Here is a 26,640-nt window from a genome sequence, read left to right as displayed (position 1 = left end):
GTGCTAGACTTCGGCAAAACCGAAAGCTGTGGAGAGCAAGGCGTGCGTTTCGACCTGACCGATTTGCGGCTGTTCCTGACCGTGGTGGAGTGCGGCAGCCTGACCCAGGGTGCCCGGTCGATGCATCTGGCCCTGGCGTCTGTCAGCGAACGGATTGCCGGCATGGAGGCCACGCTGGGCGCGCCACTGCTGGAGCGCAACCGGCGCGGCGTACGGCCCACGGCCGCTGGCGACGCCCTGCTGCGACACGCGCGCTCGATCCTGGGTCAGGTGGAGCAGATGCGCGGCGAACTGCGCAGCTATGCAACGGGCCTCAAGGGCCGCATCCGCCTGCTGTCGAACACCGCCGCGCTGGCATCGTTCCTGCCGCCGCACCTGCGCCGTTTCCTGGCGGCGCATCCCGACCTTTCCATCGACCTTGGCGAACGCCCGAGCCCGGAAATTGTCCAGGCGCTGGTCGAGGGGCGCGCGGAACTGGGCATCGTGGCCAATTTCACCGATTTCTCGAACCTGCAGACCCACCGCATCGCCGAGGACCAGCTCGTGGTAGTAGCCAGCCGGCAGCACCGGGTGGCGGCACAGCCCGCGGTGGCCTTTGCGGACATCGTCGACGAGCCGATCATCGGCATGGCGGACACGGCACTGGAAACACACCTGGCCGAGCGCGCGTCGCGGCTGGGGCACCAGTTGCACTATCGCGTCCAGCTGCGCAACGTGGGCCACGTGGCGATGCTGGTCGACGCCGGTATCGGCATCTCGATCGTGTCCGGTTCGCTGGCCAGGTCGATGCCAGGCGGGCTGGCCATCCTGCCGCTGTCGGAACCGTGGGCCACGCGCCGCCTGTTCTTGTGCGCGCGCGATTTTGGCGCGCTGACGCCACAGGCGGGCCTGCTGGCGCGGCAACTGATCGAAAACGGCGAGCCCGATGCCTCAAGTCCGGCGGTCGGAAAGCCGTAAAATCCTGCGATATCGTTCGGAAGCATTCCCATGAAGAAGCTAATCCTGCTGGCCGCCGTCGGGCTGGCATCTGTCGCCCAGGCCCAGCCGACCGCTGGCGGCGTAGCGGCACCGCTGGGCCTGGAGCTTGGCAAGACCTCTTGCGCGCGGCTGACGCCGGGCCCGAATCGCGAAAGGACCGGCACGGCGCCGTGGGCCGGCGGCGACGCCTTCGAGCTGAAGCGCCTGGAGCGCTTCAACCTGCCGGGCCTGACCCGTGCCGTGGTGAACTGCGACGGGCAGGACCTGGTGACGCTGGTCACGCTGACCTTCGACCGCGCCGCGCTCGACGACGTCACCCACAAGCTCGACGCCCGCTACGAATCAAAGCGAAAGACCGAACCCAACGCCCAGAACGGCTACGCGGAATGGGCGGCGTCCAACGGCAGCCTGGAACTGCTGTACGCCCGCGACGGCAAGCAGTTCACCGTGGCGTACTGGGGCAAGGGCGCCAAGGCGCGCTATTTCGCCTACAACGGCAACTCGGACAAGGTCCAGACGACGACTCCCCCCACCCAGGCTCCCGCCCCCGCGAAGGTGCCGGCACCGCTCTGACGCCACCCGCCGCAATGCCGCAACGCCGCAACGCCGTCAGCCGGCCACGGTTGACGGCCCGGCACACGGATGGCCCCACAGGTTCGCGCCCCATCCACTTCAACCTTTAGTTGAAAATCCTTCTCCGGATCTGTGCCTACCGGGAACAGGTCGCGCCAACCATACTGGCTTCACCTTCCTCTCACCCGGAGCCAGCAATGACCACCCCCACCCAAGTTGCGATCGTCTACCACAGCGGCTACGGCCATACGGCCAAGCAGGCAGAGGCGGTGGCACGCGGCGCGGCGCGCACCGCAGGCACCACCGCCCTGCTGATCAGCGTCGACGAGATCGACCAGTACTGGGACAAGCTTGAGCAGGTGGACGCCATCATCTTCGGCGCCCCGACCTACATGGGCAGCGCGTCAGGGCAGTTCAAGATGTTCATGGATGCCACGTCGCGCAACGTATTCGCCAAGGGCTTCCGTTGGGCCAACAAGGTGGCGGCCGGCTTTACCAACGCCGCATCGCGCTCGGGCGACAAGCTCGTCACGCTGCAGCAGATGGCAATCTTTGCCGCGCAGCACCAGATGCACTGGGTCAACCTGGGCCTGGCGACCGGGCACAACACGTCGACGTCCATCGAGGACACGCTGAACCGCCACGGCTTCTTCATCGGGGCCGCCGCGCAATCGGATGCCGACGTAAGCGCCGAAATGGGCCCGCCGTCGGCCGACCTGCGTACCGCCGAGCACCTGGGCGCACGCGTGGCGCAAGTGGCACGCGAACTAAAGGCCGGGCGCGCCGCGCTGGCGGCGCTGGATGCCGAATTGAACGCCGAACTGGCCGTCGGGCAGACCGCGGCAAATTCCGTCGACCTGAAGGCCGCGGCCTGATTCTTGCCAGACAGGAGAACACCCATGCGCCAAGTCACCTCGTTCGTCGTCCGCCTGCCCGGCAAGCCGGAGCACCGCGAAGCCCTGCAGGCCCAACTCCATCACGTGCTGGAGACCATGGCCGCCGAGCCCGACTTCATCAACACGTTCCTGCACCGGTCCAGCGAGGATCCGGACACCCTGGTGCTCTATGAAACCTGGGCCTGCTCGGCCGAGGACTTCCGCACCAGGCATCTGGCCAAGCCGTACCGCCAGGACTATGAAGCCGCGCTGCCAACGTTGCTCAAGGCACCGCGCACCATCGAATGGCTCGACCCGCTCAAGGAATACCTGAAGCGTTGACCGCCAGGGTGTAATCTTCAGCCTGCATTGCGCGGCCCCCTTTTTTCCTCGCGCATCCGGGATGTCCGTCGGCATCCCGGCCAGACTGGAGCCCACACCCATGACCTCCAAAGCATCTTCCCGCAGACAGGCCTTCCGGCAGCAGGTGGCGACGCGCAAGGCGCTGCTGATGCCCGGTGCGTTCAATGCCATGAGCGCACGCGTGATCGAAGACCTGGGTTTCCAGGCTGTGTACCTGACCGGCGCGGGTGTCACCAACATGTCGTTCGGCCTGCCCGACCTGGGCTTCATCGGCCTGAGCGACATGGCCGAGCACACCGCCCGCGTGCGCGATGCCGTCGACCTGCCGTTGCTGGTGGATGCCGATACCGGCTTCGGCAACGCGCTGAACGTTCACCACGCCGTGCGGACCCTGGAGCGCGCTGGCGCCGATGCGATCCAGCTGGAAGATCAGGTCATGCCGAAGAAGTGCGGCCATTTCGCCGGCAAGCATGTCGTGAGCACCAGCGAGATGGTCGGCAAGATCCGCGCCGCCACCGATGCGCGCGACGACCCCAACTTCCTGATCGTGGCCCGCACCGACGCCGCCGCCGTGCATGGCATCGACGATGCCATCGATCGTGGCCACCGTTTTGCCGAAGCCGGCGCCGACATCCTGTTTCTGGAAGCCATCGAGGACCTCAAGGACATCGAACGGCTGCCCGGCCTGTTCAATACGCCGCTGCTGATCAACATCGTGATCGGCGGCAAGACACCGGTGCAGGGCCGCGACGCGCTGGAGCGGCTGGGGTACGGGCTGGTGCTGTACGCCAACGCCGCGCTGCAAGGCGCCGTGCGCGGGATGCAGCAGGCGCTGGACATGCTGCAGACCAACGGTCAGATGAACGAAGACCCGGCCATCGTGACGCCGTTCGGCGAGCGGCAGCGGCTGGTCAGAAAGCCGCTGTACGACGAGCTTGACGGCCGCTACAAGAGCGACGACTGATTCGCGGAGGCAGCCATGCAGACAGCGCTGGTCGTACTGGACCTGATCAACGATATCGTCCATGCCCAAGGCAAGCTGGCCGGCAGCGGCACGGCGGCGCAGGCTGCCGCGCGCAACCTGGTGACCGCCTGCAACGCCGTCATCGCCCACGCGCGGGCGCGCCAGTGGCCGGTTATCTTCGTCAAGGTTGGGTTTTCCGAGGGCTACGCCGAGCATCCGAAGGACTCGCCAGTCTTTGGCAAGGCCAGGGCGGCCGGTGCGCTGAAGCTGGGAGGATGGGGGACGGCGTTCGTCGACGGCCTGGATGTGCAGCCGGACGATGCCGTCGTCAACAAGCACCGCGTCAGCGCGTTCTATGGCACAGGGCTGGAAGCCATCCTGCGCGCACGCCATGTGAATCGCCTGGTACTGACGGGTATCAGCACCAACTGGGCCGTGGAAGCGACGGCGCGCGAGGCGCACGATCGGGACTACAAGGTGGTCGTGGTCGAGAACGCCTGCGCCGCCCGCAGCGAGGACGACCACCGCCAGGCGCTGAAGAACCTCGGGGCGATCGGCACCGTAACGACCGTGGCGGCGCTGCCCGGCCTGCCCGACGCCTAGCAGCCAGCGTCCGCTCAGCCCTTGCCGAGCGGCGGCCGTGACAGAAAGCCGGCCATGTTGCTGAGCTGCGCCAGTTCGTTGGCGGCTTCGCGCAGTAAGGCCGCGTGTTCGTGGATCCTTGCCGCCGTCAGGCGCGTGCGCGGCCCTGCCAGACTGATGACGCCGATGCAGCGCGATCCGCGCACCACCGGCACCGCCACCGCCGCCATCCGCGCGGCAAAAACCTCGTCGATCATCGCGTAGCCACGCACCCGCGCGGCATGCAGGAAGCCCAGCAGCGTCTTCAGCGTGGTGGGCGCATTCGGCCCGTACTCGTTGGGCTGGCCAAACCCCTGTTTCATGACCAGCGCCACGGCCGCCTCGTCGGACATCGTCATCAGCCACGCATGGCCGGTGGACGTACACGACAGCCGCGCCCCTAGCCCCATGTCGGGGTCATAGCGAAAGCCCGTGCGCTGGCCGTCGGCCTTGGCCACCCAGATGATGGCCTCGCCATCCACCAGCGACAGCCTCGCCAGCTCGCCGGTGCGTGCCGCAATGCGTTCGATGATGGGCTGGGCAATATCGGCAATGCCGGTCAGGCTCAGGAATTCGAGCCCGTTCGACGTCATGCGCATCGTCAGGATGTAGCGGCTGTGGTCCACCAGCTGCCGGACATAGCCACCGTCGACCAGTTCATGCAGCACGCGATGGCAGGTGCTGCGCGGCAGGCCAAGCGCCTCGGCAATGACAACCAGCCCCGCGCCTTCGCCCTGCGACGCCAGGAAATCAAGAATCCGGAGACCTGCCTTCAGTGACATATTTCGTATTACGGAATGAAGTTCCGGTGCGGAACACCCCGGTCGTGCCGCGCAAACAATAGCAGTGCGCACAAGCTGCGGCAATCGACACCGATACTCATATAAAAGAGGGGAGACAACCATGTCAGTGATAACTGACTCGAACATCGCGCCTGCCCAGGCGCAGGCCGGCCAACCTGAAATGGCCCGGCGCGCCGTCGCTGGCGCGACCGTCGGCACGGCCCTGGAGTGGTTCGACTTTGCGCTGTACGGCGTGGTGGCTGCCACCATTTTTCCGAAGCTGTTCTTTCCGTCGCTGGACCCCACGGCTTCCTTGCTGGCCTCGCTGGCCAGCTTCTGGGCCGGGCTGGCTGCACGACCGCTGGGCGCCATCATCTGCGGCATCCTGGGAGACCGCTGGGGTCGCCGCAACCTGATGCTGATCACCGTGTCGGTGATGGGGCTGTCTTCGTTCCTGATGGGACTGCTGCCGACCTACCAGCAGGTGGGCATCGCCGCACCGGCCCTACTGGTGACACTCCGGATCGTCCAGGGCTTTGCGCTCGGGGGCGAATCGACCGGCGCCCAGCTGATGGCCGTGGAGCACGCGTCGGCGGATCGCCGTGGCCTGTACTCCGGCTTTCTTGGCATCTGCTCCCCGCTGAGCCAGATCTTGGCCAACCTGACACTGTTCGCGCTGGCCGCCGCGCTATCGCCCGAAGACTTCGAGTCGTACGGCTGGCGCATTCCGTTCCTGGCTAGCTTCCTGCTGGTCATCCTGGGCATCTACATCCGGATGAAGGTCAGCGAGACGCCCGCCTTCGAGGCCCTGCGCAAGAGCGGCACGCGCACGCGCGCTACCAATCCGCTGGGCACCGTGATCCGGCATCACTGGAAGACCGCGCTGCGGCTAACGCTGTTCTTCTGCGGCCCGGCGGCGCTGTTCTACCTGATCGTGGTCTTCTCGCTCAGCTACCTGACGCGCAATCTTGGCGTGCCCAAGCAGACCGGCTTCATGTTCCTGATGGTGGCCAACGCCTGCGCCATCGTCGGCGCACTGGCCGGCGGCTGGCTCAGCGACCGCATCGGCCGCAAGCGCGCGCTGCTGCTGGGGTCGTTCTGTACGCTGGTCTGCTGCCTGATCTACTTCCCGGTCCTCAACCAGGGCTCGTACGCGATGACGATGGCCGTCATGGGCGCCTTCCTCGGATTCACGCAGTTCCAGAGCGGCATCCAGCCGGTCTGGTTCGCCGAATCGTTCCCGACCGAGGCGCGCTACACCGGCTCCGCCCTGTCGTACTCGGGTGCCAACCTGCTGACCGGCGGCCCGATGCCGATCGTCGCGGTGGCCCTGCTCCAAGCGTTTCACGGATCGCCATGGGCCATCGTCGCCGTCTGTGGTTCGCTGAACCTGCTCTCCTTCATCATGATCGCCATCTCCCGCGAGACCCGGGGCACGGCACTGGACCAAAGCCACGCGCACTGAAGCCGAACCATGCAACGCAAACTCCATATTCTCAACGGCTCGAACCTGAACATGCTGGGCGTTCGGGAGCCGCACATCTACGGCAGTACCACGCTGAAGGACATCGAACAGCAATGCCAGGCGATGGCCGAAACGCTGCGCTTTGACTGCGTGTTCCAGCAGACCAACAGCGAAAGCGAACTGATCGACTGGATTCAGGAAGCGTACTTTCAGGACGCCGCGCTGATCATCAACCCGGCAGGCTTCTCGTTCGGCCGCATTCCGGTGCTCGACGCCGTCAAGCTGATCCGCCGGCCCGTGGTGGAAGTCCACATCAGCAATATCCACCGCCGCTCGCAGGAGTACCGCCATTCCACGATTTCGGTGGCAGCCACGGCGGTGATCTGCGGGGCGGGGGCCAATGGTTACCCGTTGGCGATGCGGGCGGTGGATGATTTGTGGGGGCAGCAGTCGCCGGCCGGCCAGCCGTAGATTGCAACGCGCCATCGAGGCACCCGCCGGGAACGCGTCTATCATCCGCGTTCCCGGTCTTCGGCCAGACGCGAAACGACCTGCACCAGTACACCGACGTCGTCAGCCACCTTGTCGAGTTTGACTTCCACCCTGTCCATTCGCTCATCCATCTTGTCGAAGCGGTCATCCATCCTGTCCAGACGGATATCAATCTGCTCAAGATACTTGTCGACGCCATCCAGCCTTGCCACCAACGGCTTGACCTCCGCCTGCACGATATCTCGATTGTGATTGGCTCATGTAGGTCATGATGCCTAGCACGATGCCCACGATCGCCGCGGCCAGGATGCCAGCGACAGTCAGTTGATAGACAGTCAGGCTGGCCTCCTGCACCTGAGCCGGGAATGCCGTAGCGGCGGTCATTATCGAATTCATGTTGGCTGAGAATATTCTTAGAGTGCGGATCGTTTCCGCGCTCATTTCTTGTCGTCCTGCACATCATCGATGACAGGGCCTCGCGGCCTGCTGAACTTCAACCCTCAACCGCGCGGCTATTGCATCACGGAATGCCCGATACCCGTGATAGCGTGAGATCAAACGACAACGCACCCGGGCAACAAATCAACCCATTGCCAGCAGCGTCAGCGATGCGCCGCCCACCAGCACAAGACTGAGCGCCCACACCACGTCGAGATTGAACCAGCTGCGCGCCACGAACTGCGGCCCGAGATAGCGGAACGTGAGCCAGGCCAGGCCGCCGCCCATGGCCAGCATCGCCATGGTGTGCACCGCCGTCACCAGCACGGCGGTGCCGGCATTGCCGAAGGCCAGCGCGCCAGCCGCCGCGTGTCCACGATCGCCGCGCGCGAAGCAGAGCCCAAGGTAGATGGGCACCAGCATCAGCCCTGCCCCATGGGCAATGGCGACGGCGAACGACCAGAAAGCCAGCCGCGACGGCGGAATGCGAGCCAATGCGCGCGGGTGACGGCGCCAGACCAGCAACGCCGTACCATAGGCCACCACCAACACGCTCGCGGCTAGGCGAATGTGCATCTCCCATGTAGCCAGTGACACCAGCAACCCGAATGGCAATGTCAGCGTCAAAATGGCCAGCGCGTGCCCGGCACCCAGGTAGCCAAGCGAAATTGGCAGCGTGCGCGCGCTGCGCGTCATCAGCGCGCCCGACACCGCCAGCGGCCATCCCATCGCCGGATTGAGACCGTGGTACAGGCCGCTGGCCAGCACGGCGGCCCACAGCCCCGCCTGCTCCAAGGATGCCATCGCGCCAGCGGTCAAGCGCCCACCGATGGATAGCAGAACGAATCGGTCGAGCAGTCGCCGCCTTCCAGCCGGATCTGATGGGCCCGATAGCCATCGGGAAACGTGGCCCGGAAGCGTTCATCGAGCCGCAGCCCGCCATCGGCCCCGGCATGCGCCATGACCTGCGTGCCGGGCACGCCGTCCGGATAGAACTGGTCGTCCCACGTGGAATACAGCGAGTTGGTCCAGTAGACGCGCCGGCCATCGCGGCTGATCTCCACCATCTGCGGCCCGCCCGCGAACGGCGAGCCGTCCGGGTGCGGGGTGCGCCGGACAATGCCGCCCAAGTGTACCGATCCGGCCAGCGTGGGCTTGCGCGGATCGCTGACGTCATACTGCCGCATTTCGCCCGTGCCCCAGCACGATACGTAGAGAAATCGGTCGTCGAGCGACAGGTCGATATCGGTCACCAGCGGCGGCACTGCGCCAAAGCCCTTCAGCAGCGGGGGCAGATCATCCGGCGACGCGGGCTCGGGCGGAATCGTGGCCGTCTTCTCGATATGGAACTGGCTGCCTTCGCGCCACCATGTCCAGATCGATCCCTCCAGGTTCGTGGTGTCGACCACCACGCCGACAAAGCCGTATTCGCGCACCGGATCGTGCGCGGGCCGCACCTCCAGCGCCATCTGGTGCTGGGCGCCCAAGTCCAGCGTCTGTACGTTGCGTCGCGCGCGCAGGTCCCAGAAATGCAGCCGGTGCCCGTAGCGGTTGGCCAAGAGATCTTCGGGCACCAGGCCGCGCTCGAACTGCGGCGGCAACGCCCATTCACTCGACACCATGTAGTCGCGCGGCAGGTTCCACCAGAAGTCATAGTGCTTGTCTTGTGTGCCGCGGTCGATCTCCCAGCGGCCCAGCACCTCGAACGTCTGGCAATCCATGATGAAGATGCCGGGAGCGCCATCGGTGCCATCCGGGCCCGCCCCACCCAGCGTGCTCACATAGATGCCTTCCGGCCCGCAATGCACGGTATGGGGCCGCGAATAACCGGTCTTGCTGAAGATCTCGTTAGGCTCGATGACCTTGTGGAGCTTCGCCCGCGTGGGGTCCGGCTTCGTATCCACCACATAGATGCGCGAACTGCGCATGCCGGGAATGATCAGGAAGCGCCGCTCCAGAAACGCATGTCCGGTCAGCGGCGAGAGGGCGGACGAACAAGCGTTCCAACCGAAGTGGTGCAGTTCATCGCCGCGCCCCGTCATCGGCACCGTGTGCACGACGGTGCCGTAGCGCGACGAATCGGGATTGACGTCGATGACGGCCAACGCGTCGGGCTGCGACCCATCGGGGCTCAGCAGCAGCGTGTACGCGTGGGTTTCCGCCGGCGCCTCCATTGCAAGCCGGGGCGATGCGTAAAAGGTGGGATCGGGCCGCAGGTTCATGATGAAACCTCCTTGACGTCGGGGTCAAAGTGCGTCGGTGCGATCTACCAGAATAGGTGCCTGTCCCGCGCAGCGGTACGAAGATATCCGCATGCCCATATGCCGTCACATGCGAGTTGGAACGAGAAATGCGCGTCTCCGGCCCCGGCGACAAGGGCGCTTGTCCTGGATCGTCCGATCGCAGCAAGGCCTGCACCCCGACGATCCTGCCGGCACCAGGTGCGCGCAAGCATCCATATCGGCGTACCGCCGGATTCGCCGTTGGATTCGCTGCTGAAGAGCGCGGCCGACCTGCGCGGTAAGCGTGGGCGCCCGGACGCGGGCAGCATCGCCGCACGCGTCCAGGGCCCGGGCCCTGACTGCTTTACTGGCGCTGGGGAAAGATGCCCTGGGTGCAGATCACGTAGTAGAGCCCCGTGGGCTCCAGCGGCCGGAGATCCGGCAGCTGGAAGGTGGACACGCCATTGCCACCGAACTTGGTGCCGAGGAGCGCGAACAGCGCCTGGTTGGTCGAGATGGGTAGCGTGCGGCCGTCGGCGTGCACACCGCCAGCCGCGAAGCTTGCGGCGGACAGCCAGACCGTCGCCATCGTGCAATCGCTTTCGACGCCATCGCCGATGCTACCGGTGTTACCCAGGCCGGGAATCGTGCCGGCGGGGCCCGTGGCACCGGTAGCGCCGTTGGCGCCGGTCGCACCCGTGGCGCCCGCTACGCCTGTGGCACCCGTCGCACCCGCAGCGCCCGTGGCGCCGGTTGCGCCCGTGGCACCTGTCGCCCCGGTTGCGCCCACCGCACCGGTGGCGCCCGTCACACCCGTTGCGCCTGTGCCGCCCGTAGCGCCGGTATTGCCTTGCGGACCTGTCGCACCGTTCGCGCCCGTCGCACCGGCGGCGCCCGTCGCACCCGCAGCGCCCGTCGCACCCGCAGCGCCCGTCGCACCCGTCGCACCCGTCGCACCCGTCGCACCCGTCGCACCCGTCGCACCGGCCGCGCCAGTCGCACCAGTCGGGCCCACCGGACCCACCTTACCCTGCGCCACGTCGGTCGACAGCGCGGCCAGCGTCGAATTGGTCAGCTTGAGCTTGGCCGCGATTTCTTCCAGGCGATCGTCGTAGTTGTCGCCGTTGCGCGGGTTGAACTTCTGGTTCAGCAGGTTCAGCGAATCCGCGTTGACGCCCAGCGTAGACAGGCGCTGCTTGACCTGGGTAATGGCCAGCGCCAGCTTTTCGCTGGCTGCGGCAGCCGATACCGTCGAGAAATTGGTGAAGAACGCTTCGGTGTCGGCATTGCCATACGCACCCGCCACAACCAGTTCGGTAATCGGCGTAACGTTCGTCGTGCCTGCCGATTCGATGTACGAATGCAACACTTCGCCGGTGGCCGTGGTGACGCGCAGCACGCACGGCAGCGCCAGATTCGCCGTGGACGCGCTCCAGCTACCGTCCGATCCGGTCGTCACGGACGTTTGTCCACTCACGCACTTGATCATCAGCGCGGCATTGGTGATCGGCGCGCCGGTGGCGGCAGTGCCCGAAATCGTCGCTGCCGGCAGGGCAGTCGGGGTGCTGGCGGACGTTCCAGTGTCGTCTCCGCCACCGCAGCTTGCAAGAAGTACCGACGTGGCGACCGACAGGGCGGCAGCCCATTGTTGTTGTTTCATTTTCCCGTTTCCCGATTGAATGGATGATTGGATCCGACGCGCCTCCCGCGCCGGCATGCGAAGTCCGGCCGCTCGTGGCGGGGCAGCATCTTAGCGATGGATGGGCCCGTCGGGGACACTCAGGCACGCCCCACCTTAGTGGGGCAGACAGCCATACGCGCGCCGCATGCCACCGCAGCGCGAAAAGCGGGTATTCTTCGCCCGGATTTTTGAGCCTGCGAGGACCGCGGTGACACGCATCTGCCTAAACATGATCGTCAAGGACGAAGCCCCGGTGATCGAACGCTGCCTGGCCAGCGTGAAGCCCTGGATCGACCATTGGGTCATCGTCGACACGGGCTCCAGCGACGGCACGCAGGACGTGATCCGCCGCTTCATGGCCGACGTACCCGGTACGTTGCACGAACGCCGGTGGCGCAACTTCGCGCACAACCGAAACGAGGCCATGGCGCTGGCACGCACCGCCATGGGCGATGGTGGCGGCGATAGTGGCGAGGGCGACTACCTGCTGTGCATCGACGCCGACGAGACGCTGCGCATGGCGCCGGACTTCCATTGGCCGGACCTGCAGGCGGACGGCTATCAGTTCCGCTGCGAACTGGACGGGTGGCACTACCTGCGCAATGCGCTGGTGCGCGCCCACCAACCCTGGCGCTGGGAAGGCGTGCTGCACGAATTCCTGACGCAGGACGCGCCGCACCGCTGGGAGGCCCTGCCCCAAGCCACCATCGTCGTGGCGCGCGACGGCGCCCGTGCACGCGATCCGCAGACCTACCTGCGCGATATCGCCGTACTGGAGCAGGCCATTCGCGACGAGCCCGCCAACACGCGCTACCGCTTCTATCTGGCGCAGAGCTATCGCGACGCCGGCAAGCTCGATGATGCGCTGCGTCTCTACGACGAACGCGCGGCGATGGGCGGCTGGGACGAGGAGGTCTGGTTCGCGCGCTTCCAGGTCGCCGTCCTGCGCGAGCGTCGCGGCGATGCGCCCACGGCGGTGCAGGCGGCCTACCTCAATGCCTATCAGCAGCGCCCGGCCCGGGCGGAGCCGCTGTGCGAACTGGCACGCTATCACCGGCTGCGCGGCGAATTCGCGCTGGCGCATCTGTTCGCGCAGCAGGCCGCCAGCATGCCAAAGCCCGCCGACGCGCTGTTCGTCGACGAATCAGTCTACGCCTGGCGGGCGCTTGATGAGCTGGTGGTCAGCGCGTACTACGTGGGTGCGCTCGAACAGGGTCGCCACGCACTGCAGCAGTTGATCGCGGGCCAGCGTTTTCCCGACAGCGAGCGCGCGCGCATCGTCGGGAACAGCCAGTATTTTGGTCTGTAGGGGGCAGAAGGCGGTTGGGCGCTACGCCGGCTTGTCCCCAGCGTCTGCCCCCACGTCCTGGCCCGCATCCGTACCCACATTCTGGCTTGCAGTCTGACCGGCGCGACCAAGCTGGCCGGTCAGACCCGGCTGGCTCGACTGGGCGGTCCAGCGGGTATCGCCGCTGCCGGGCAGCACCCTGATCCGGTTCTCGACATCCTTGACGCCGAAGACCGACGCGGCGATGTCCTCGATGCTGTACTTCTGCGGACGCGCCGGCACCGTGCCTGACAGCGTGACCCAGCCTTCCGATACCGTCACCCCTACTTCCCGCACGTCGAGCCGGCCCGCGTGGGCCAGGGGTTCGCACAGGTCTTCGCGAATGCGTTCGTCCGGCCGCGTGTAGCCCTTGGGGCCCGCCGGCTGGCGCCGCGCATGCAGCTGCGCCGAGCCTCCTGGACCGCGGCCGTAACCGCCGGGCAACGCGTGGTCGTCGAGGAATCGATCGTCGCGATACCCGCTGTCCCTGCTGTCTCGGTTCATGACCTCTCCTGCTGGCTGACTTCCGTGGGTATTCAGTGCGATGTCAGGACCCGTGACCCTTCTTCGGGCGCTTGCCCGGCGATGTCGACGTGGCCTGATGTTGCGCGCCGGGATCTTCGTTGCGGAATCCGCCATAGCTGCTCTCGCCGGGATCTGCGCTGCGGCTCTTCAACTGGTCGGCGCGCCGGTCGGTACGCACACTGGGATTGGCACCGCCGCGCTTTTCGGCTTGCTTGCCGGTATTTGGTTTGCTGGACATCACGGTCTCCTGATGGCAATTGCGGCGGGAATGCCGCAAGCATCATGCCAATGACCGCCTGTCTTGTCGGACCTTGTGCATCCGGCATGGCGCTTGCCTTTGTTCCTCGCACCGATCCACCACCAAGCGAGGACTGCCATGCCAGCATCCACCATGCGACTTACCGGTTTCCTGATTCTTGCTGCCGCCGCGGTAGTCATGTCCGTGGCAACCCCGGGCGCGCATGCGGCGCCGCTGTCGGACCAGCCTGGCACCGCCATGGCCGGCGACGGCGACGTGATGTTCCTGCGCAAGGCGGCCATGGCCGGCACGCTGGAAATCGACGCCAGCAACCTGGCGCAAAGCCGCGCCAGCAGCCCTGCGGTTAAGTCGTTTGCCACGCAGATGATCCAGGACCATCGCGCCGCCGAGGCAAAGCTGAAGCAGCAGGCGCAAAGGCTCAGGGTGCAGTTGCCCGCCACGCCGCTGCAGAAGGACCAGCAGGCGCTGGCCAGGCTGGGCCAGATGAAGGGGGCCGAGTTCGACCGGGCCTATGCCCAGCAGATTGGCGTGGATGCCCACCAGGACGCCGTGGCGCTGTTCAGAAAGGCGGCCGACGATGCCAAGGACGATGGCGTCAAGTCGTTCGCGCGTCAGACGCTGCCCACGCTGGAACACCATCTGGAGATGGCGCAAAAAATGGCGTCGCAAGTGAAGCCGTAGGGCGTTTGGCCGGCGTTTGCAGATCCAGGGGGCGGATCTGCAAACACGGTGCAATATCTGCGCGCCCTATATTGTGGATGTCAGCGGTGGATGTCAGCGCCGGCGTCAGCCGACCCTGGCGAGGAAGTACTGCGACACGATGGCCCGCGTGGTGGGGCTGGTGGTCAGGTCGTCGAGCACGTCGCGCGGCGCCCACTTCAGGTACTTGATCTCGTTGCGAGGCTTGGGCGCGGCCGATTTGCCCACGGCCGCCGCAAACACGTGATGCACCGTGGTGGCACCGATGAACTGGAATGCCGTGGTCAGCGACTTGGCCTCGATCGCGGTTTCCTCGCGCAGTTCGCGCCATGCGGCTTCCACGAGCGATTCCTCGTCGTCGGGGCGCCCGCCCGGCAGGGCCCAGCGCACGCCGTCTTTCGACACAAGCAGGACTTGCCCCTCGCGGACGCAAATGACCGTAGCTCTGATTTTTGGTTTGATGAATGGCATATCGGCCGATCCAACCACTGCACGTTGTTTCATGACATCCGGATCACGCTGGCGCGATGATCCCACTATAAAGGCATGCCATCGCACCCCAAGACGGCCATTTCCGCAGCAGCCTGTGCGAAACGCAGACAAACTGAACAGGCGCGTAGTGTCGCCCTCTCGGCTGCCACTGGCAATGGATGACGACTGCACCTGTTGCGCATCTACCTCACGCACGCACCGCACGCGTACCTTACGCATGCGCCGTGCCAGCGGCGTCCCTGCCACCGGCCGAGGCCAGCGCGTGGTAATGCGCGATACGTTGTAGCGCCCATTGTGCAGCCGCCTGCCGCGTCTCGGTGCGATCCCCGCGAAACTGGCGTGTTTCGGTGTACGCGCACATCGGGGCCCCGGGCACGCGGATCAGCCACGCAAAGCATTGCGTACCTGGCGGTGTACCGTCGGGGGCGCCGTCATCGGCCACCTCCGTGTTGGCGACGGCCACGTCGGCCCGGCTGATCCGCATCACGCCGTGCGCCATGGCCAGCGAAACCGCCTCGCTGGTCAGGCCGTGCTGCGCGCAGCTGGGCGCTGACGCCAAGGATCTGCTCCTTGGCATCGGGCGAATAGGCAACGATTGCACACTTGAGCGTGCCGCCGCAGCCGGGCACATCGGCAATATGGGACGCAATGAGCCCCGCCGTGCAAGACTCCGCCGTCGCCAGCCGCAGGTTGTGGCGCTGCAGGAAGTGCGCGGCCGCCTCAGCCGGATGCATGGGCGTCCTCCGTTTGAGGGTGCGGGTACGAGGGCCCTTGCACCGGGCGGCGTGGCTGCCCGAGGTGCTTGACGAACGATATTTGCCCATCCCGCTCAAGCACGACATCCCATCGCGCGTCGCCGTGCCCGTTCTGCTGTGCGTCCCGATGCGCGTCCCGCCGTGCGTCCGAGCCCGAGCTGTGCAGCGTCGCCCTGGCGTTGGCGTCCAGGTCTTCGTCAGTCAGCATGGCGCGCCGGTGGGCATGGCGGTCCTCGATGCCGTCCTTCACGAGCACGATGGGCCGCCGGCCATGTCGTGGACAGCAGGCAGACGAATCGATGCATGAACACCAGGACCACAGCCGCGGCGAGTGTGCCTGCAAGCGGACTGGCACCCACCACCGCCCGCGACAGGACCGCGCCCAGCAGCAGCACGATGCAGAGGTCGAACGCGGTTTTCTGGGCAAAGGTTCGCCGGCCCGCCACCCGCAGCAATAGCCATGTCGCCACGAATACCAGTGCGGCGCGCGCGCACATCTGATACCAGGCGAGGTCCCTGCCCGCGCCGAATACAGCCTCCATGGCCGTCCCCAGGTTGCTCACGGCACTTACCCCCGTATCGACCTGGGATCGTGACCGAACGAATTGCGCGCCCGTATCTGGCCGTCGCGGCCGTGGATAAACAGCTCGGCCTTGTTTTGCCGCGCCATCTCCGTCGCTACCTCGACGGCGTCCTCCTGCGTGGCATAGAGCTTTCGGCCTTCGGCACCCCTGGCCTCTTCCACCGCCCAGCCGTCCGGGGCCGGCACCACGTGTACGTCCTTCCCGCTCATTTCCGCCTCCATGGGTGTCTGTCACATGTCCTACTTATTCACCCAAAGCAGCTGGCGCGGTAGTCGGCCGTGGTCTGACAACTGCGTAGGCCAACCTCGGTGTTCGCAATGCCGGTGTTCGCAACGGGGGGCCGTGTCCGCAACGGGTGCTTTCCGTACCGGCTGACGCATCGGTTTCTGACCTAGATTATTCATGCGTCCGGCGGTCCAGACCCGTCGGGCCTCCCTTGATCCATGGCGCCCGCTCTCCCGGAGTTGGCGCTTTTTTTTTGCTCGCGCGCCATCCCGGTCTGCGCGCCCAATACCGTTCTATGCCGCCTTGCGCGGCAGCGCCCCGCTGAAGCAGTAGCCGTTCTTGCCCGACCGCTTGGCCACATACATGCTTTCATCGGCCAGGTTCAGCAGGTAATCGGGTTCGCCGGCATCGTCCGGATACAACGCGATGCCGATGCTCGGGGTAATGCGGATCGGACAATCGTTGATGGTGTCGATGCCGCCCACCGCGTGCACCAGCCGTTCCGCCAGCGGCGCCACCTGGCCGATGTCCGCCACATCCTCCAGCACAATGGCGAACTCGTCGCCACCCAGGCGCGCCACGGTATCGCCCTCGCGCAGTTGGGCCTTCAGGCGCTGGGCCACCGTGATCAGCGTCTCGTCACCAATGCCGTGGCCCAGCGTGTCGTTGACGGCCTTGAATCCGTCGAGATCGATAAACATGACGGCGACATGCGTGCCGCCCCGGCGCGCCCGCCCGATAGCCTGCTCCAGCCGTTCACCGAGCAGCGTGCGATTGGGCAGCCCGGTCAGCGCATCGTGCGTGGCCAGGTAGCCGAGCCGGTCCTGCGCCAGCTGGCGCTGGGTGATGTCGGCGCAGACCGCCACGAAATTGGACACCTCGCCCTTCGGGCCGCGGATGCCGTGGATCGACAGCGATTCGCGATAGATCGCGCCGTCCTTGCGCCGGTTCCATAGCTCGCCGCGCCAATGGCCGGTCTCGCGCAATGCCCGCCACATATCGCGGTAGAACTCGGGCGGCTGGCGCCCCGAGCTGAGCAGGCGCGGTGTATTGCCGATCAGTTCGGCCTCGGTATAGCCCGTGAGCCGCACGAAGGCCGGATTCACTTTTTCGCTCACGCCGTGCACGTCGGTAATCATCATGCCGTCCTGCGTCAGCTCGAACGCCTGGTCCACCAACCACAGGCTGTATCGCGAAGACCGGCGCGCGTCGTCGCGCTCGCGCAGCAGCCGGAAGCCAAAGGCCAGCGAGACTGCCATGGCGATGGCCAGTACGGCCGCCGCAGCTTGCGCGGTCCGCTCCAGCATTCGCGTACTGCCCTGCGCCAGGGCGGCAGCCTGCGCAACATTGGCATCGATGGCCCGCGTCATCAGGTCGTCGATGTGCTGCATAAGGCCAATTTGTGCGCTCAGGTAGGCCTTGCCAGCGTCATGATGACCGGCTGCGATCATCCCGGCCGTGGCCAGCGCCAGATTGCGGAACACGGCGAGTTCGTGGCTTAGGGCCTCTGCCGCCTGCTGCTCGCGCGGACCGCTGACATTGGTGGGAAAGTACGCCGCCCAGGCCTTGTCCATGCGTGCCAGGTCATCGCGAACGCCGGCAATAATGGCGTGATCGTCCCCATGCGCCCGCATGGCCAGGGCCTTCCACAGCCGGCGGCGTGCCTCTAGGCAACTGGCGCGCAGTTCGCCAAGCTGCCCCACCGGCAGCGTGTTACCCACATAGATGCTGGTGACGTAGGAATCAAACCGCTTCATGACAAACAGCCCACCGCCCACCAGCAGGGCAGTGACCAGTGCACCTAGGGCCATCGTACGTATCAGGCCGAACCTCACCGAGCGGAGATATGTCTTCATGAATTGTCAGGGCCATCGGATGCGGGGGTACCGGAAATAACGGCAGCGCATGGCGATCTCTATACGTCTGGCGACGCTATCAGACGGGCCTGACGCCGACCTGACCCGGGCGAGGTGTCTGCGGTAGACCGCCAGCAGGCAGGCAGGGGTGTTGGCGCGTGGCAAACGTTCGATGGCGTTTTTCAGCGCTGGCGCGACGGCTGCGCCACATTCGTCCCTCTGCATCCGCTGGTACGGGACCTGCGTAAAAGCAGAGGAACGCCTCGCGGCGTTCCGTTGTGTTTCACCTGCCTTTGGAGTTCTGTCATGTCACGCAGATTCACCCTTTCCCTTCTCTCCACCACTGCGCTGGCCCTCGGCCTGGCGGCAGGCGGCGCCCATGCCTCGGGCCCGCGCGACAGCACGCACGCTGGCGACAGGTACGGCTACAGCTTCCGCATGGACGCGCGCGATGTCTTCACCGATGGCGCGCGCACCGGCCGATTTGACACGTTCAGCGAAGGCGCACGTGTCGTGGCCCCGACCACGCGCGAAATCGACAACGACCGGTCCCTGTCCGGGATGGACCTCCGTGGCGTATCTGCCGAGCCCTCGCGCATGATCGACGTCTACACCGACGGCGCACTGGCCGGCATGGACCGCAGCGGCGTATCGGCCGAGCCCTCGCGCACGATCGACGTCTACACGGACGGCGCGCTGGCCGGCATGGACCGCAGCGGCGTATCGGCCGAGCCCTCGCGCACGATCGACGTCTACACGGACGGCGCGCTGGCCTAAGCAGCGGTATCGGGGCATCACCGGCGGGTCGCGTCCGACTGGGTCCTCACCCGGCGCGACGCGGCCCGTCAGCCCAGGACGTCGTTCAACACGCCACCTGCCGATGCCCATCGCCATGCCACCCCGGGTCGACTTACGCTACCTGCGCCACACTCCGCTGGCGGCGCGCTGTGCCTTGCACGCGATTTGGCCATAGACTGAAACCTACCGCGCGCAGGAAGGCGCGGCTGTAGAACCAGCCAATCCCCAGTCAGCGAGCGAAGCCATGTCGATTCCCCACCTGTCTTCCGGCCAGACCGCCAGCGTGCTACCGCTTGGCGCCAACCTCAAGAACACCCCCACCACCGCGCTGTTCAAGGCCCCCCACATGGAAGTGGCCCGCCTGGTGATGCTGGCGGGCAAACAGTTGCCCCCGCACGCCGTGGCCGGCCCGCTGACCATCCAGTGCATCGAAGGCGAAGTCGAAGTCGCCCTGGACCACGGCTCGCAGCGCCTGAAACCCGGCGACCTGATCTACCTGGCCGGCAACGTCCGGCATGACGTGAAGGCCGTGACCGATGCGTCGGTGTTGCTGACGATGGTGTTGCTGGATGGGCGGTAGGACGGCCAGCCAATAAAAAAAGGGCCTTGCGAACAAGGCCCTTCCCCATTTCCAAAGCCATCTCGGACTTCACTCATCCCGGCTGTGCCGCCTTGCGTTCCGCCAGCAGTTTCTGGAGGGCTGCCTCGGTTTCCTTGTAGCGGCCTTCGCCGTAGTGCTGGTACACGATGCGGCCGTTGGCGTCGATCAGGTAGAGCGCGGGCCAATACTGGTTGCGGTACGCGGACCACGTGCCGTACATGTTGTCCTGCGCCACCGGGTAGCGGATGTCATAGCGCTTGAGCGCCGCCTGCACGTTCTCCGTCGATTTCTCGAACGGAAACTCCGGCGTGTGCACGCCCACCACCACCAGGCCCTGGTCCTTGTACTTCTCGTACCACTGTTTCACATGCGGCAGCGTGTTCACGCAGTTGCCGCAAGCGTACGTCCAGAAGTCGACCAGCACCACCTTGCCGCGCAGTTGCTGCAGCGTTAGCGGCTCGGAATTCAGCCAATTGTTGATCCCCACGAATTCGGGCGCGGCGCCCTGGTCGCCCACCTTTGGACTTTCGGCGATGGCGCCGGTGCCGAAGGTATAGATGGCCGCAATGCCGATGGCGGCAAGCATGGCGCGGATGACGTTACGCATGATTCAGGGGCCTCTCTGGAGGTGCTCGCCCCGCGCCCGAGTGGTGACTCGGTGGCTGACGGGGCGATGGGACACTGGTCAGACCAGTTCGGTTTCGATATGGATGTTGCCGTGCAGTGCCTTCGAGTACGGGCAGGTGCGGTGCGCGGTGTCCACCAGCGCCTGCGCCACCTCGCGCTCGATGCCGGGGATATGCACGCGTAGCCGAGCCTGCAGCAGGTACTCCACACCGGCCGTGCCCAGGTCCACCTCTGCGTCTACCGACAGGTCTTCCGGCAGCTTGATCTTCTGCTTGCCGGCGGCCAGCCCGATGGCGCCGATGAAGCAGGCAGACCAGCCGGCGGCCAGCAGTTGCTCGGGGTTGGTGCCGTTGCCCTTGCTGCCCGGCGACGACAGGTCGATGTCGAGCTGGCCGTCGTCGCTGCGTGCCGCGCCGTCGCGGCCGCCAGACGTGATGTGAACCTTGCCGGTGTACAGGACTTTTTCGATGCGGGTCATGATGGTTTCCTTGTCTCGTTCAGTGGTCTGGTTGTGGTGATGCGGATTCGGTGGTGCTTCAACATGTGGGCCGGGCCTCAGGCGTAGGCGCCGTCCAGGTACGGATCGACGCTGCGTGCCGGGTCGGCCGACACGCCGGTGCGGTCCAGGCCGGCTACCGAGCGGGCACCTTCGTAGTACGGGTCCAGCGTGCGGGCGCCGTCATAGAACGGGCTGCGCTGGTCCTGCACCGAGCGGGCGCCGTCCAGGTACGGGTCGGCCGAGCGGGCCGGCGAGGCCGACACGCCGGTGCGATCCAGGCCGGCTACCGTGTGCGCGCCGTCGTAGTAGGGGCTGCGCGGTTCCTGCACCGAGCGGGCGCCGTCGTAGTACGGGCTGCGCTGGTCTTGCACCGAGCGGGCGCCGTCGAGGAACGGATCGGCCGAGCGCACCGACAGGCTGGCCACGGTGTGGGCGCCGTCGTAATACGGGCTGCGCGGCTCCTGCACCGAGCGGGCACCTTCGGTGTACGGGTCGCGGGCGTCGGTGGCCGAACGGGCACCTTCGCTGAACACGTCGCGGGCACCCTGCACGGCACGGGCGCCGTCGGTGTACACGTCGCGGGCACCGACAACGGAAGCCTGTGCGCCAGCGGCGGCGGCAACCAGGGCAACGGCGAGGACAAGGCGCTTGGTGAGGTTCTTGGACATGATGGTTTCCTTTTCAGTGGTATGCGGTCGATTCGGTGGATTGCCGTGGCAGCGTTTTCGCTTTGTCGTTTGTGCGTCGCGCTGCCATGGACCGTATTTAAGGCGGCCCACGTATCGCGCCCGTAGCGACTTGGCGGCCGTTCTGTCAGGGCACGTATCGTCGCGGCGGCCTGATACAAAGGCGTACAAAAAGGGAAGGCGCCTGCAGGGAGGCGGGGACGACGGAGGGGGATAGAAGGATGGATGTGCATCCTGATGCACTCCCCCTCTCCCGGGCGTGGGAGAGGGGTTGGGGGATGGGAGAAAGGGCGTGGAGGCCCTGTTTGCCAACGGTTCGCGATTGGAACCGCCGGCCCTCTCCCCCGGCCCCGCTCCCGCACGGCGGGAGAGGGGAGCAAACCATGGTCGCCAGAATCGGTCGCGAAAAACTCAGCCCAGCCGGATATCCGCAGCCAGGCCGCCACCTTCCCGATTGCGCAGCGTCAGCGAGCCGCCGATGGCCGTCGCAAGCTGGTGCGCGATGGCCAGACCCAGGCCCGTGCCGCCGGTCTCGCGGTTGCGCGAGCCCTCCAGGCGCACAAACGGCTGCAAGACGGCCTCGAGCTTGTCTTCGGGGATGCCCGGCCCCCGGTCCATGATCGATATGACCACGGCGTCGCGTTCGCGGTGGACGGCCATTTCGGCCGCCCCGCCGCCATACTTGATGGCGTTGTCGATCAGGTTGGTCAGCACGCGCCGCAGTGCGTTGCGGCGGATGACGATGGCGCCGCCGGCGTTCTCGCTGATCGATACATCCTTGCCGGTGTCCTGGTAGTCATAAACCAGGCTTTCGACAAACGATCCCAGGTCGATGCGGGACGCCTCCTCGCCATCGCCGCCACTGCTGCGCGCGTAGGCCAACCCTTCCCGCACCAGCGTCTGGATTTCCGCCAGGTCGTTGACCAGCTTGCGCTTTTCCTCCGAATCCTCGGCCATTTCTGCGCGCAGCTTCATCCGCGTGATGGGTGTCTGCAAGTCATGCGAGATGGCGGACAGGATCTGCACGCGCTCTTCGACAAATTGCGCAATGCGGTCGCGCATGGCGTTGAAGGCTCGCGCCGCCTGCGCCAGTTCCGTCGGGCCCTGCTCGTCCAGCGGCTGCGACCGGGTATTCGGATTGAGGGCATCGGCGGCATCGGCCAGCGCCACCAGCGGGCGGATCGACAGGCGCACGGCGAACCAGCAGCACAGGATCAGCAGCAGCAACTGCAGCACCAGCACATAAGGCAGCCACTCGGCGATAGGCGTCATGCGCGGGTGCACGTCGATGGTCAGCGGGCTGCCGTCGGTCAGCGTCAGATGCGCCTGAAGCTGCTTGCCGTCGCCAGGAATCGACTGGACCGTGACCGGATAGTGCGTGCCGGTGGCTTCCATGATCCGCTCGGCGATGTCGCGCCCGCGCTCGGTCATTTCCGGCACCCCCGGCGACCCCGGCCCCAGGATGTACTGGTAGTTGCCACGGTTCACGCGCGGCAGCCACTGCGGGCGCTCGGCGGCGGGAATCCGGTCCAGGATCGCCACCGACGTCGCCACGTCGGTCTCCAGCGTGCCCAGCATGACCTGTCGCGCCGACACGTATCGCTCCGAAAACAGCACGGCAAACGACATCAGGTGCGCGACGATCATGCCCGCCAGCAGGATCAGGAACAGGCGCGACCCCATGGTATGGGGCCAGCGCCAGCGGCGAGTGCTCACTGACGTGCCTCCGTGATCTCCACGGGCATCGAGAACACGTAGCCCTCGCTGCGTACCGTCTTGATATAGGCGGGCTCGCGCGCATCGTCCTTCAGGCGCTGGCGCAGGCGGCTGACCAGCAGGTCCACCGATCGCTCGAACATGTCGGCTTCGCGGCCCTGGGTCAGGTTCAGCAACTGGTCGCGGTTCAGCACGCGCTGCGGGTGATCCACGAAGACGCGCAGCAGCCGGTATTCCGCGCCGCTCAGCGCGACGATGGTGCCTTCGTTGTCGATCAGGTGGCGCGCGGTGGTGTCCAGCTGCCAGTCGCCGAACGCCAGCATCTGGCCGGCCTCGGTGATCTGCAGGTTGGGCGGCAGCATCCGGGTACGGCGCAGCACAGCCTTGATGCGCGCCAGCAGCTCGCGCGCCGCGAACGGCTTGGTCAGGTAGTCGTCGGCGCCCATTTCCAGGCCGATGATGCGGTCGGTCTCGTCGTCGCGGGCGGTCAGCATCAGGATAGGCGTGGACTTGTGCTTGCCGGCGCGCAGTTCGCGGCACAGCACCAGGCCGTCGTCGCCGGGCAGCATCACGTCCAGCACGATCAGGTCCACCGCGTTGGCGTCCAGAAACTGGCGCATATGCCGGCCGTCCGGCGCCATGGTCACCCGCAGGCCATTCTTGGTCAGGTAAGTGGACACCAACTCACGGATCTCCCGATCGTCATCAACGATCAGGACATGGTCAACATGCGATTCCATCAGCTTCACCCCTGGCAATCTATTTCTAGGAAAAATGTGAACAATCAGTCTGTTGGCGAGATTGTATGGGCGCGCGCGCCTTCGCGTGTATCGCAATGTATCTGGCGGCAGCCGCCCCACAAAGCCATACAACTTTGCCGATTGGCGACACATTTACGGTAGATCACGGGCGTCTCATTGGGGCATGCCAGATGGCTGGCCCCAAATCCCTTCCGAAAGGAACCCGACCATGACGCTGCTGATCCTTGCCTACCTGGGCGGTGCCCTGACCATCCTGAGCCCGTGCATCCTGCCCGTGCTGCCGTTCGTGCTGAGCGGCAGCGGCCAGCCGTTCCTGCGCGGGCGGCTGCCGATGCTGGCCGGCATGGCGCTGACCTTCGCGGCGGTGGCCACGCTGGCGTCGGTGGGCGGCGCCTGGGCGGTACGCGCCAACGAATACGGCCGCTACGCCGCCTTGGCCCTGCTGGCGGTGTTCGGCGTGTCGCTGCTGGTGCCCCGGCTGGCCGACGCGCTGACCCGGCCCGTGGTGGCGCTGGGCAACCGGCTGGCTGGCGATGGCACGGCCGGCACGGCGTCGCCGTGGGCGTCGCTGCTGCTCGGGGTGGCCACGGGCATGCTTTGGGCACCCTGCGCCGGCCCGATCCTGGGCATCGTGCTGACCACGGCCGCGCTGCAGGGCGCCAGCGTGCAAAGCTCGCTGCTGCTGGTGGCGTACGCAGCCGGTGCGGCCACGTCGCTGGCCGCTGCGCTGGGCCTGGGCGGCCGCCTGTTCCTGGCCATGAAGCGTTCGATGGGGGCCGGCGAATGGTTGCGTCGCGGCCTGGGCGTGGGCGTGCTGGGCGGCGTGGCCGCCATCGCCATTGGCGCCGATACCGGTTTCCTGGCGCGGCTGTCCGTCAGCGGCCCGGCCCGGCTGGAACAGGCACTGATCGACCGGCTGCACAACGCATCGGCACGCGTGCCGCAGGCCGGCAGCGAGGGTTCGACCACGGCTGCCGCAGTCAACGACGGCGCGCCGGCCGCCGGCATGCTGCTGGCTGCCAACGGCACGGGCTATGAGGGCTATGGCGTCGGCAACCGCCTGCCGGTGGAAGGCCAGTTGCCATCGCTCGATGGCGCCGTCCAGTGGTTCAACACGCCGAACGGCGCGCCGATCACGCGCCAGCAGTTGCAGGGCAAGGTCACGCTGGTCTATTTCTGGACGTATTCCTGCATCAACTGCATCCGCACGCTGCCCTACCTGCGCGCCTGGGCCGACAAGTACCCCGGCCTGCAGGTCATCGGCGTGCACACGCCCGAGTTCGCGTTCGAGAAGAAGCCGGACAACGTGCGCCGCGCGATTGGCGACTTCAAGATCGGCTTCCCGGTGGCCGTGGACAGCGACTACAACATCTGGCGCGCCTTCAACAACAATTACTGGCCGGCGGCCTACTTTGTCGATGCGCGCGGCAATATCCGCCACCACCAGTTTGGCGAGGGTGACTACGCCCAATCCGAGCGTGTGATCCAGACGCTGCTGGCCGAAGCCGGCCAGCCGTCGGCGTCGCGCGATGTGGTGGTGCCCGATGCCAAGGGCGCACAGGCCGCCCCCGACCTGCGCAACGTCCGCTCTGGCGAAACCTATGTGGGCTACAACCAGGCGTCGAACTTTGCCTCGCCGGGCGGCATCCGTCCGGACGCACCGCGCAACTACGCCGTGGACGGCAACCTGCGCCTGAATCAGTGGGGACTGGCAGGCCAATGGACGGTGGGGCCGGAATTCGCCACCGTGGAGCGCGCCGACGGCAGCATCCGCTACCGCTTCCAGGCCCGCGACCTGCACCTGGTGCTGGGGCCGGCCGCCAATGGCCGCGCCGTGCGCTTCGTGGTGACCATCGACGGCAAGGCGCCGGGCGACAGCCATGGCGCCGACATCGACGCCAACGGCAACGGGGCGATCATCGCCACGCGGCTTTACCAGCTGGTGCGCCAGGCGGGCGAAGTCGGTGAACACACGTTCGAGATCCGCTTCCTCGACCCGGGCGCCCAGGCCTACGCGTTCACGTTCGGCTGATCGGCGTCGAAGGCCGGCGCGGCCAGCTTGCGGGCGTGGTCGCGCAGGTCGGCGGGCCACGTCTGGGACAGCGCCAGGAAGCGGTCCCGGTCGCCGCCATATAGCGCGCGCGACGCTTCCTCGTAGCCGGGCTGGTTGCCGAGCATCGTCGACATGAAGCGGTCCGCCGCCGCCTTGGCACGGTTGGCGGCCAATTTCGCGCCTTCCGCCCCCTCCACGCCCTGCCCCTTGCGCGCCGCATCCACCAGCTTGCGCAACGTCACCGATGCCCCGCCCGATTGCTCGCCCAGCCATTCCCAATGGCGCGGCAGCAGCGTGACTTCACGCGCCACGACGCCCAGCTTCGGCCGCCCGGCGCCCTTCCTGGCCGGGCCCTCCTCGGCAGCCGGCGGCGCCAGCCGCGCGGCGATATCGGCGTCGCTGCCGCGCAGGTCGAAATCCACCTGCCGGCCCGTGACATCGCCAAACGCCAGGATCGATTGATGCGGATCGGCGCGCAGCGCGGCCGCCACGGCCAATGCCACCGCCACCGGCGTGCCGGACGCCAGCCGCCGTTCGCCTGCAAAGGCGGTACAAGATTCGATGTCTTCCATGCGGGTCTCCCGACTCCGGTTGAGATGGGAGCATATTACCCGGGTAATATAAGGGCAGTCAATTACACCCGGGTAATATTTTTGTCGGCCGCAGGAAGGTAGACCAAGGCGTCCGATTTTGACCCGAAACGCCGCGCGTGGCAGCATCGCA

At 66.4% G+C, this 26,640-nt stretch carries 30 protein-coding genes and 1 pseudogene; 13 read left to right on the top strand and 18 right to left on the bottom strand.

Annotated features, from left to right (window positions below; all coding sequences use genetic code 11):
• Nucleotides 1-42 precede the first annotated feature (42 nt).
• From CYJ10_RS22675 to CYJ10_RS22650, 6 genes are all read left to right on the top strand, one after another.
• Complete coding sequence (locus CYJ10_RS22675; RefSeq protein WP_180863030.1) at nucleotides 43-957, top strand: LysR family transcriptional regulator; 915 nt, start codon at nucleotides 43-45, stop codon at nucleotides 955-957.
• A 30-nt stretch (nucleotides 958-987) separates the two neighbouring features.
• On the top strand, nucleotides 988-1,551 hold the full coding sequence (locus tag CYJ10_RS22670; protein ID WP_101683699.1) for a hypothetical protein: 564 nt from the start codon (nucleotides 988-990) through the stop codon (nucleotides 1,549-1,551).
• Between the two features lie 197 nt (nucleotides 1,552-1,748).
• Entirely contained in the window at nucleotides 1,749-2,426 is a 678-nt protein-coding gene (locus CYJ10_RS22665) for a flavodoxin family protein (RefSeq protein ID WP_101683698.1), read from the top strand.
• Between the two features lie 24 nt (nucleotides 2,427-2,450).
• The gene (locus CYJ10_RS22660; protein WP_101683697.1) at nucleotides 2,451-2,768 is read left to right on the top strand and encodes a putative quinol monooxygenase; all 318 of its coding nucleotides are present in this window, start codon (nucleotides 2,451-2,453) and stop codon (nucleotides 2,766-2,768) included.
• Nucleotides 2,769-2,868: 100 nt separating this feature from the next.
• Nucleotides 2,869-3,753 carry an isocitrate lyase/PEP mutase family protein gene (locus CYJ10_RS22655; protein WP_101683696.1) on the top strand — a complete coding sequence of 295 codons (885 nt, stop codon included), beginning with the start codon at nucleotides 2,869-2,871 and terminating at the stop codon, nucleotides 3,751-3,753.
• A gap of 15 nt (nucleotides 3,754-3,768) precedes the next feature.
• Nucleotides 3,769-4,356, top strand: coding sequence for a cysteine hydrolase family protein (locus tag CYJ10_RS22650; RefSeq protein WP_101683695.1), 588 nt, complete (start codon nucleotides 3,769-3,771; stop codon nucleotides 4,354-4,356).
• 14 nt (nucleotides 4,357-4,370) lie between these two features.
• Here the strand turns inward: CYJ10_RS22650 and CYJ10_RS22645 are convergent, their stop codons facing one another.
• A complete protein-coding gene (locus CYJ10_RS22645; RefSeq protein ID WP_101683694.1) occupies nucleotides 4,371-5,156 on the bottom strand; it encodes an IclR family transcriptional regulator in 786 nt (261 codons plus the stop codon).
• A gap of 181 nt (nucleotides 5,157-5,337) precedes the next feature.
• On the opposite strand from CYJ10_RS22645, the gene CYJ10_RS22640 reads away from it, so the two are divergent.
• Both CYJ10_RS22640 and CYJ10_RS22635 read left to right on the top strand, forming a co-directional pair.
• Nucleotides 5,338-6,621, top strand: coding sequence for an MFS transporter (locus tag CYJ10_RS22640; RefSeq protein ID WP_101683693.1), 1,284 nt, complete (start codon nucleotides 5,338-5,340; stop codon nucleotides 6,619-6,621).
• 9 nt (nucleotides 6,622-6,630) lie between these two features.
• Nucleotides 6,631-7,092 (top strand): type II 3-dehydroquinate dehydratase, encoded by a 462-nt coding sequence (locus CYJ10_RS22635; RefSeq protein ID WP_101683692.1) that lies wholly within the window; start codon nucleotides 6,631-6,633, stop codon nucleotides 7,090-7,092.
• Between the two features lie 41 nt (nucleotides 7,093-7,133).
• Here CYJ10_RS22635 and CYJ10_RS22630 read toward each other — a convergent pair whose 3' ends face one another.
• The 4 genes from CYJ10_RS22630 to CYJ10_RS22615 all read right to left on the bottom strand — a co-directional run bounded on the left by CYJ10_RS22630 (nucleotide 7,134) and on the right by CYJ10_RS22615 (nucleotide 11,433).
• The gene (locus tag CYJ10_RS22630) at nucleotides 7,134-7,349 is read right to left on the bottom strand and encodes a hypothetical protein (RefSeq protein ID WP_101683691.1); all 216 of its coding nucleotides are present in this window, start codon (nucleotides 7,347-7,349) and stop codon (nucleotides 7,134-7,136) included.
• A gap of 346 nt (nucleotides 7,350-7,695) precedes the next feature.
• On the bottom strand, nucleotides 7,696-8,355 hold the full coding sequence (locus tag CYJ10_RS22625; protein ID WP_101683690.1) for a hypothetical protein: 660 nt from the start codon (nucleotides 8,353-8,355) through the stop codon (nucleotides 7,696-7,698).
• An 11-nt stretch (nucleotides 8,356-8,366) separates the two neighbouring features.
• Nucleotides 8,367-9,773 (bottom strand): selenium-binding protein SBP56-related protein, encoded by a 1,407-nt coding sequence (locus tag CYJ10_RS22620; RefSeq protein ID WP_101683689.1) that lies wholly within the window; start codon nucleotides 9,771-9,773, stop codon nucleotides 8,367-8,369.
• Nucleotides 9,774-10,137: 364 nt separating this feature from the next.
• Complete coding sequence (locus CYJ10_RS22615) at nucleotides 10,138-11,433, bottom strand: tail fiber protein (RefSeq protein ID WP_101683688.1); 1,296 nt, start codon at nucleotides 11,431-11,433, stop codon at nucleotides 10,138-10,140.
• 229 nt (nucleotides 11,434-11,662) lie between these two features.
• On the opposite strand from CYJ10_RS22615, the gene CYJ10_RS22610 reads away from it, so the two are divergent.
• Nucleotides 11,663-12,763 carry a tetratricopeptide repeat-containing glycosyltransferase gene (locus tag CYJ10_RS22610; protein ID WP_257993467.1) on the top strand — a complete coding sequence of 367 codons (1,101 nt, stop codon included), beginning with the start codon at nucleotides 11,663-11,665 and terminating at the stop codon, nucleotides 12,761-12,763.
• Between the two features lie 21 nt (nucleotides 12,764-12,784).
• On the opposite strand, the gene CYJ10_RS34910 is transcribed toward CYJ10_RS22610, so the two are convergent.
• The gene (locus CYJ10_RS34910) at nucleotides 12,785-13,285 is read right to left on the bottom strand and encodes a BON domain-containing protein (RefSeq protein WP_374703296.1); all 501 of its coding nucleotides are present in this window, start codon (nucleotides 13,283-13,285) and stop codon (nucleotides 12,785-12,787) included.
• Nucleotides 13,286-13,328: 43 nt separating this feature from the next.
• Complete coding sequence (locus CYJ10_RS22600; RefSeq protein WP_101683685.1) at nucleotides 13,329-13,544, bottom strand: hypothetical protein; 216 nt, start codon at nucleotides 13,542-13,544, stop codon at nucleotides 13,329-13,331.
• Between the two features lie 138 nt (nucleotides 13,545-13,682).
• Between CYJ10_RS22600 and CYJ10_RS22595 the strand changes: the two genes are divergently transcribed.
• On the top strand, nucleotides 13,683-14,246 hold the full coding sequence (locus CYJ10_RS22595; RefSeq protein ID WP_257993466.1) for a DUF4142 domain-containing protein: 564 nt from the start codon (nucleotides 13,683-13,685) through the stop codon (nucleotides 14,244-14,246).
• Between the two features lie 105 nt (nucleotides 14,247-14,351).
• Here CYJ10_RS22595 and CYJ10_RS22590 read toward each other — a convergent pair whose 3' ends face one another.
• From CYJ10_RS22590 to CYJ10_RS22565, 5 genes and pseudogenes are all read right to left on the bottom strand, one after another.
• On the bottom strand, nucleotides 14,352-14,735 hold the full coding sequence (locus CYJ10_RS22590) for an NUDIX hydrolase (protein ID WP_101683683.1): 384 nt from the start codon (nucleotides 14,733-14,735) through the stop codon (nucleotides 14,352-14,354).
• Between the two features lie 232 nt (nucleotides 14,736-14,967).
• A pseudogene (locus tag CYJ10_RS22585) lies at nucleotides 14,968-15,490 on the bottom strand (CinA family protein).
• A 218-nt stretch (nucleotides 15,491-15,708) separates the two neighbouring features.
• Complete coding sequence (locus CYJ10_RS22575) at nucleotides 15,709-16,053, bottom strand: hypothetical protein (RefSeq protein ID WP_101683681.1); 345 nt, start codon at nucleotides 16,051-16,053, stop codon at nucleotides 15,709-15,711.
• A gap of 26 nt (nucleotides 16,054-16,079) precedes the next feature.
• A complete protein-coding gene (locus CYJ10_RS22570; protein WP_101683787.1) occupies nucleotides 16,080-16,304 on the bottom strand; it encodes a DUF2188 domain-containing protein in 225 nt (74 codons plus the stop codon).
• Between the two features lie 309 nt (nucleotides 16,305-16,613).
• Entirely contained in the window at nucleotides 16,614-18,176 is a 1,563-nt protein-coding gene (locus tag CYJ10_RS22565) for a diguanylate cyclase domain-containing protein (protein WP_101683680.1), read from the bottom strand.
• A gap of 306 nt (nucleotides 18,177-18,482) precedes the next feature.
• On the opposite strand from CYJ10_RS22565, the gene CYJ10_RS22560 reads away from it, so the two are divergent.
• Together CYJ10_RS22560 and CYJ10_RS22555 are read left to right on the top strand one after the other, a co-directional pair.
• Complete coding sequence (locus CYJ10_RS22560) at nucleotides 18,483-18,953, top strand: hypothetical protein (RefSeq protein WP_101683679.1); 471 nt, start codon at nucleotides 18,483-18,485, stop codon at nucleotides 18,951-18,953.
• Between the two features lie 265 nt (nucleotides 18,954-19,218).
• Nucleotides 19,219-19,554, top strand: a complete 336-nt coding sequence (locus tag CYJ10_RS22555; protein ID WP_101683678.1) for a cupin domain-containing protein — start codon at nucleotides 19,219-19,221, stop codon at nucleotides 19,552-19,554.
• A gap of 73 nt (nucleotides 19,555-19,627) precedes the next feature.
• Here the strand turns inward: CYJ10_RS22555 and CYJ10_RS22550 are convergent, their stop codons facing one another.
• From CYJ10_RS22550 to CYJ10_RS22530, 5 genes are all read right to left on the bottom strand, one after another.
• Complete coding sequence (locus CYJ10_RS22550; protein ID WP_101683677.1) at nucleotides 19,628-20,182, bottom strand: thioredoxin family protein; 555 nt, start codon at nucleotides 20,180-20,182, stop codon at nucleotides 19,628-19,630.
• A gap of 78 nt (nucleotides 20,183-20,260) precedes the next feature.
• Nucleotides 20,261-20,680, bottom strand: coding sequence for an organic hydroperoxide resistance protein (locus CYJ10_RS22545; RefSeq protein WP_101683676.1), 420 nt, complete (start codon nucleotides 20,678-20,680; stop codon nucleotides 20,261-20,263).
• Between the two features lie 77 nt (nucleotides 20,681-20,757).
• Entirely contained in the window at nucleotides 20,758-21,369 is a 612-nt protein-coding gene (locus CYJ10_RS22540; RefSeq protein WP_101683675.1) for a copper resistance protein CopQ, read from the bottom strand.
• Nucleotides 21,370-21,798: 429 nt separating this feature from the next.
• Nucleotides 21,799-23,070, bottom strand: a complete 1,272-nt coding sequence (locus CYJ10_RS22535; protein WP_101683674.1) for a sensor histidine kinase — start codon at nucleotides 23,068-23,070, stop codon at nucleotides 21,799-21,801.
• A gap of 29 nt (nucleotides 23,071-23,099) precedes the next feature.
• Nucleotides 23,100-23,843, bottom strand: a complete 744-nt coding sequence (locus CYJ10_RS22530; RefSeq protein WP_101683786.1) for a response regulator — start codon at nucleotides 23,841-23,843, stop codon at nucleotides 23,100-23,102.
• Nucleotides 23,844-24,072: 229 nt separating this feature from the next.
• On the opposite strand from CYJ10_RS22530, the gene CYJ10_RS22525 reads away from it, so the two are divergent.
• Nucleotides 24,073-25,896: a cytochrome c biogenesis protein DipZ gene (locus tag CYJ10_RS22525; RefSeq protein WP_101683673.1), complete on the top strand. Its 1,824-nt coding sequence runs from the start codon at nucleotides 24,073-24,075 to the stop codon at nucleotides 25,894-25,896.
• On the opposite strand, the gene CYJ10_RS22520 is transcribed toward CYJ10_RS22525, so the two are convergent.
• Complete coding sequence (locus tag CYJ10_RS22520; RefSeq protein ID WP_101683672.1) at nucleotides 25,875-26,489, bottom strand: DUF2239 family protein; 615 nt, start codon at nucleotides 26,487-26,489, stop codon at nucleotides 25,875-25,877. The two genes, CYJ10_RS22525 and CYJ10_RS22520, sit on opposite strands and share 22 nt — an antisense overlap.
• Between the last annotated feature and the right edge of the window lie 151 nt (nucleotides 26,490-26,640).

The sequence above is a fragment of the Cupriavidus pauculus genome, from assembly GCF_002858765.1.
Classification (GTDB): domain Bacteria; phylum Pseudomonadota; class Gammaproteobacteria; order Burkholderiales; family Burkholderiaceae; genus Cupriavidus; species Cupriavidus pauculus_B.
This window is presented reverse-complemented; position numbering and strand designations above follow the sequence as displayed.

Bases quoted from the DNA above. Each gene is read 5' to 3' on its own strand.
- CYJ10_RS22535 (WP_101683674.1), bottom strand. From the start codon at position 23,070: ATGGGGTCGCGCCTGTTCCTGATCCTGCTGGCGGGCATGATCGTCGCG.
- CYJ10_RS22660 (WP_101683697.1), top strand. From the start codon at position 2,451: ATGCGCCAAGTCACCTCGTTCGTCGTCCGCCTGCCCGGCAAGCCGGAG.
- CYJ10_RS22645 (WP_101683694.1), bottom strand. From the start codon at position 5,156: ATGTCACTGAAGGCAGGTCTCCGGATTCTTGATTTCCTGGCGTCGCAG.
- CYJ10_RS22640 (WP_101683693.1), top strand. From the start codon at position 5,338: ATGGCCCGGCGCGCCGTCGCTGGCGCGACCGTCGGCACGGCCCTGGAG.
- CYJ10_RS22670 (WP_101683699.1), top strand. From the start codon at position 988: ATGAAGAAGCTAATCCTGCTGGCCGCCGTCGGGCTGGCATCTGTCGCC.
- CYJ10_RS22565 (WP_101683680.1), bottom strand. From the start codon at position 18,176: ATGAAGACATATCTCCGCTCGGTGAGGTTCGGCCTGATACGTACGATG.
- CYJ10_RS22555 (WP_101683678.1), top strand. From the start codon at position 19,219: ATGTCGATTCCCCACCTGTCTTCCGGCCAGACCGCCAGCGTGCTACCG.
- CYJ10_RS22615 (WP_101683688.1), bottom strand. From the start codon at position 11,433: ATGAAACAACAACAATGGGCTGCCGCCCTGTCGGTCGCCACGTCGGTA.
- CYJ10_RS22600 (WP_101683685.1), bottom strand. From the start codon at position 13,544: ATGTCCAGCAAACCAAATACCGGCAAGCAAGCCGAAAAGCGCGGCGGT.
- CYJ10_RS22620 (WP_101683689.1), bottom strand. From the start codon at position 9,773: ATGAACCTGCGGCCCGATCCCACCTTTTACGCATCGCCCCGGCTTGCA.
- CYJ10_RS22595 (WP_257993466.1), top strand. From the start codon at position 13,683: ATGCCAGCATCCACCATGCGACTTACCGGTTTCCTGATTCTTGCTGCC.
- CYJ10_RS34910 (WP_374703296.1), bottom strand. From the start codon at position 13,285: ATGAACCGAGACAGCAGGGACAGCGGGTATCGCGACGATCGATTCCTC.
- CYJ10_RS22655 (WP_101683696.1), top strand. From the start codon at position 2,869: ATGACCTCCAAAGCATCTTCCCGCAGACAGGCCTTCCGGCAGCAGGTG.
- CYJ10_RS22520 (WP_101683672.1), bottom strand. From the start codon at position 26,489: ATGGAAGACATCGAATCTTGTACCGCCTTTGCAGGCGAACGGCGGCTG.
- CYJ10_RS22525 (WP_101683673.1), top strand. From the start codon at position 24,073: ATGACGCTGCTGATCCTTGCCTACCTGGGCGGTGCCCTGACCATCCTG.
- CYJ10_RS22650 (WP_101683695.1), top strand. From the start codon at position 3,769: ATGCAGACAGCGCTGGTCGTACTGGACCTGATCAACGATATCGTCCAT.
- CYJ10_RS22590 (WP_101683683.1), bottom strand. From the start codon at position 14,735: ATGCCATTCATCAAACCAAAAATCAGAGCTACGGTCATTTGCGTCCGC.
- CYJ10_RS22550 (WP_101683677.1), bottom strand. From the start codon at position 20,182: ATGCGTAACGTCATCCGCGCCATGCTTGCCGCCATCGGCATTGCGGCC.
- CYJ10_RS22540 (WP_101683675.1), bottom strand. From the start codon at position 21,369: ATGTCCAAGAACCTCACCAAGCGCCTTGTCCTCGCCGTTGCCCTGGTT.
- CYJ10_RS22665 (WP_101683698.1), top strand. From the start codon at position 1,749: ATGACCACCCCCACCCAAGTTGCGATCGTCTACCACAGCGGCTACGGC.
- CYJ10_RS22570 (WP_101683787.1), bottom strand. From the start codon at position 16,304: ATGAGCGGGAAGGACGTACACGTGGTGCCGGCCCCGGACGGCTGGGCG.
- CYJ10_RS22575 (WP_101683681.1), bottom strand. From the start codon at position 16,053: ATGGAGGCTGTATTCGGCGCGGGCAGGGACCTCGCCTGGTATCAGATG.
- CYJ10_RS22545 (WP_101683676.1), bottom strand. From the start codon at position 20,680: ATGACCCGCATCGAAAAAGTCCTGTACACCGGCAAGGTTCACATCACG.
- CYJ10_RS22560 (WP_101683679.1), top strand. From the start codon at position 18,483: ATGTCACGCAGATTCACCCTTTCCCTTCTCTCCACCACTGCGCTGGCC.
- CYJ10_RS22625 (WP_101683690.1), bottom strand. From the start codon at position 8,355: ATGGCATCCTTGGAGCAGGCGGGGCTGTGGGCCGCCGTGCTGGCCAGC.
- CYJ10_RS22635 (WP_101683692.1), top strand. From the start codon at position 6,631: ATGCAACGCAAACTCCATATTCTCAACGGCTCGAACCTGAACATGCTG.
- CYJ10_RS22530 (WP_101683786.1), bottom strand. From the start codon at position 23,843: ATGGAATCGCATGTTGACCATGTCCTGATCGTTGATGACGATCGGGAG.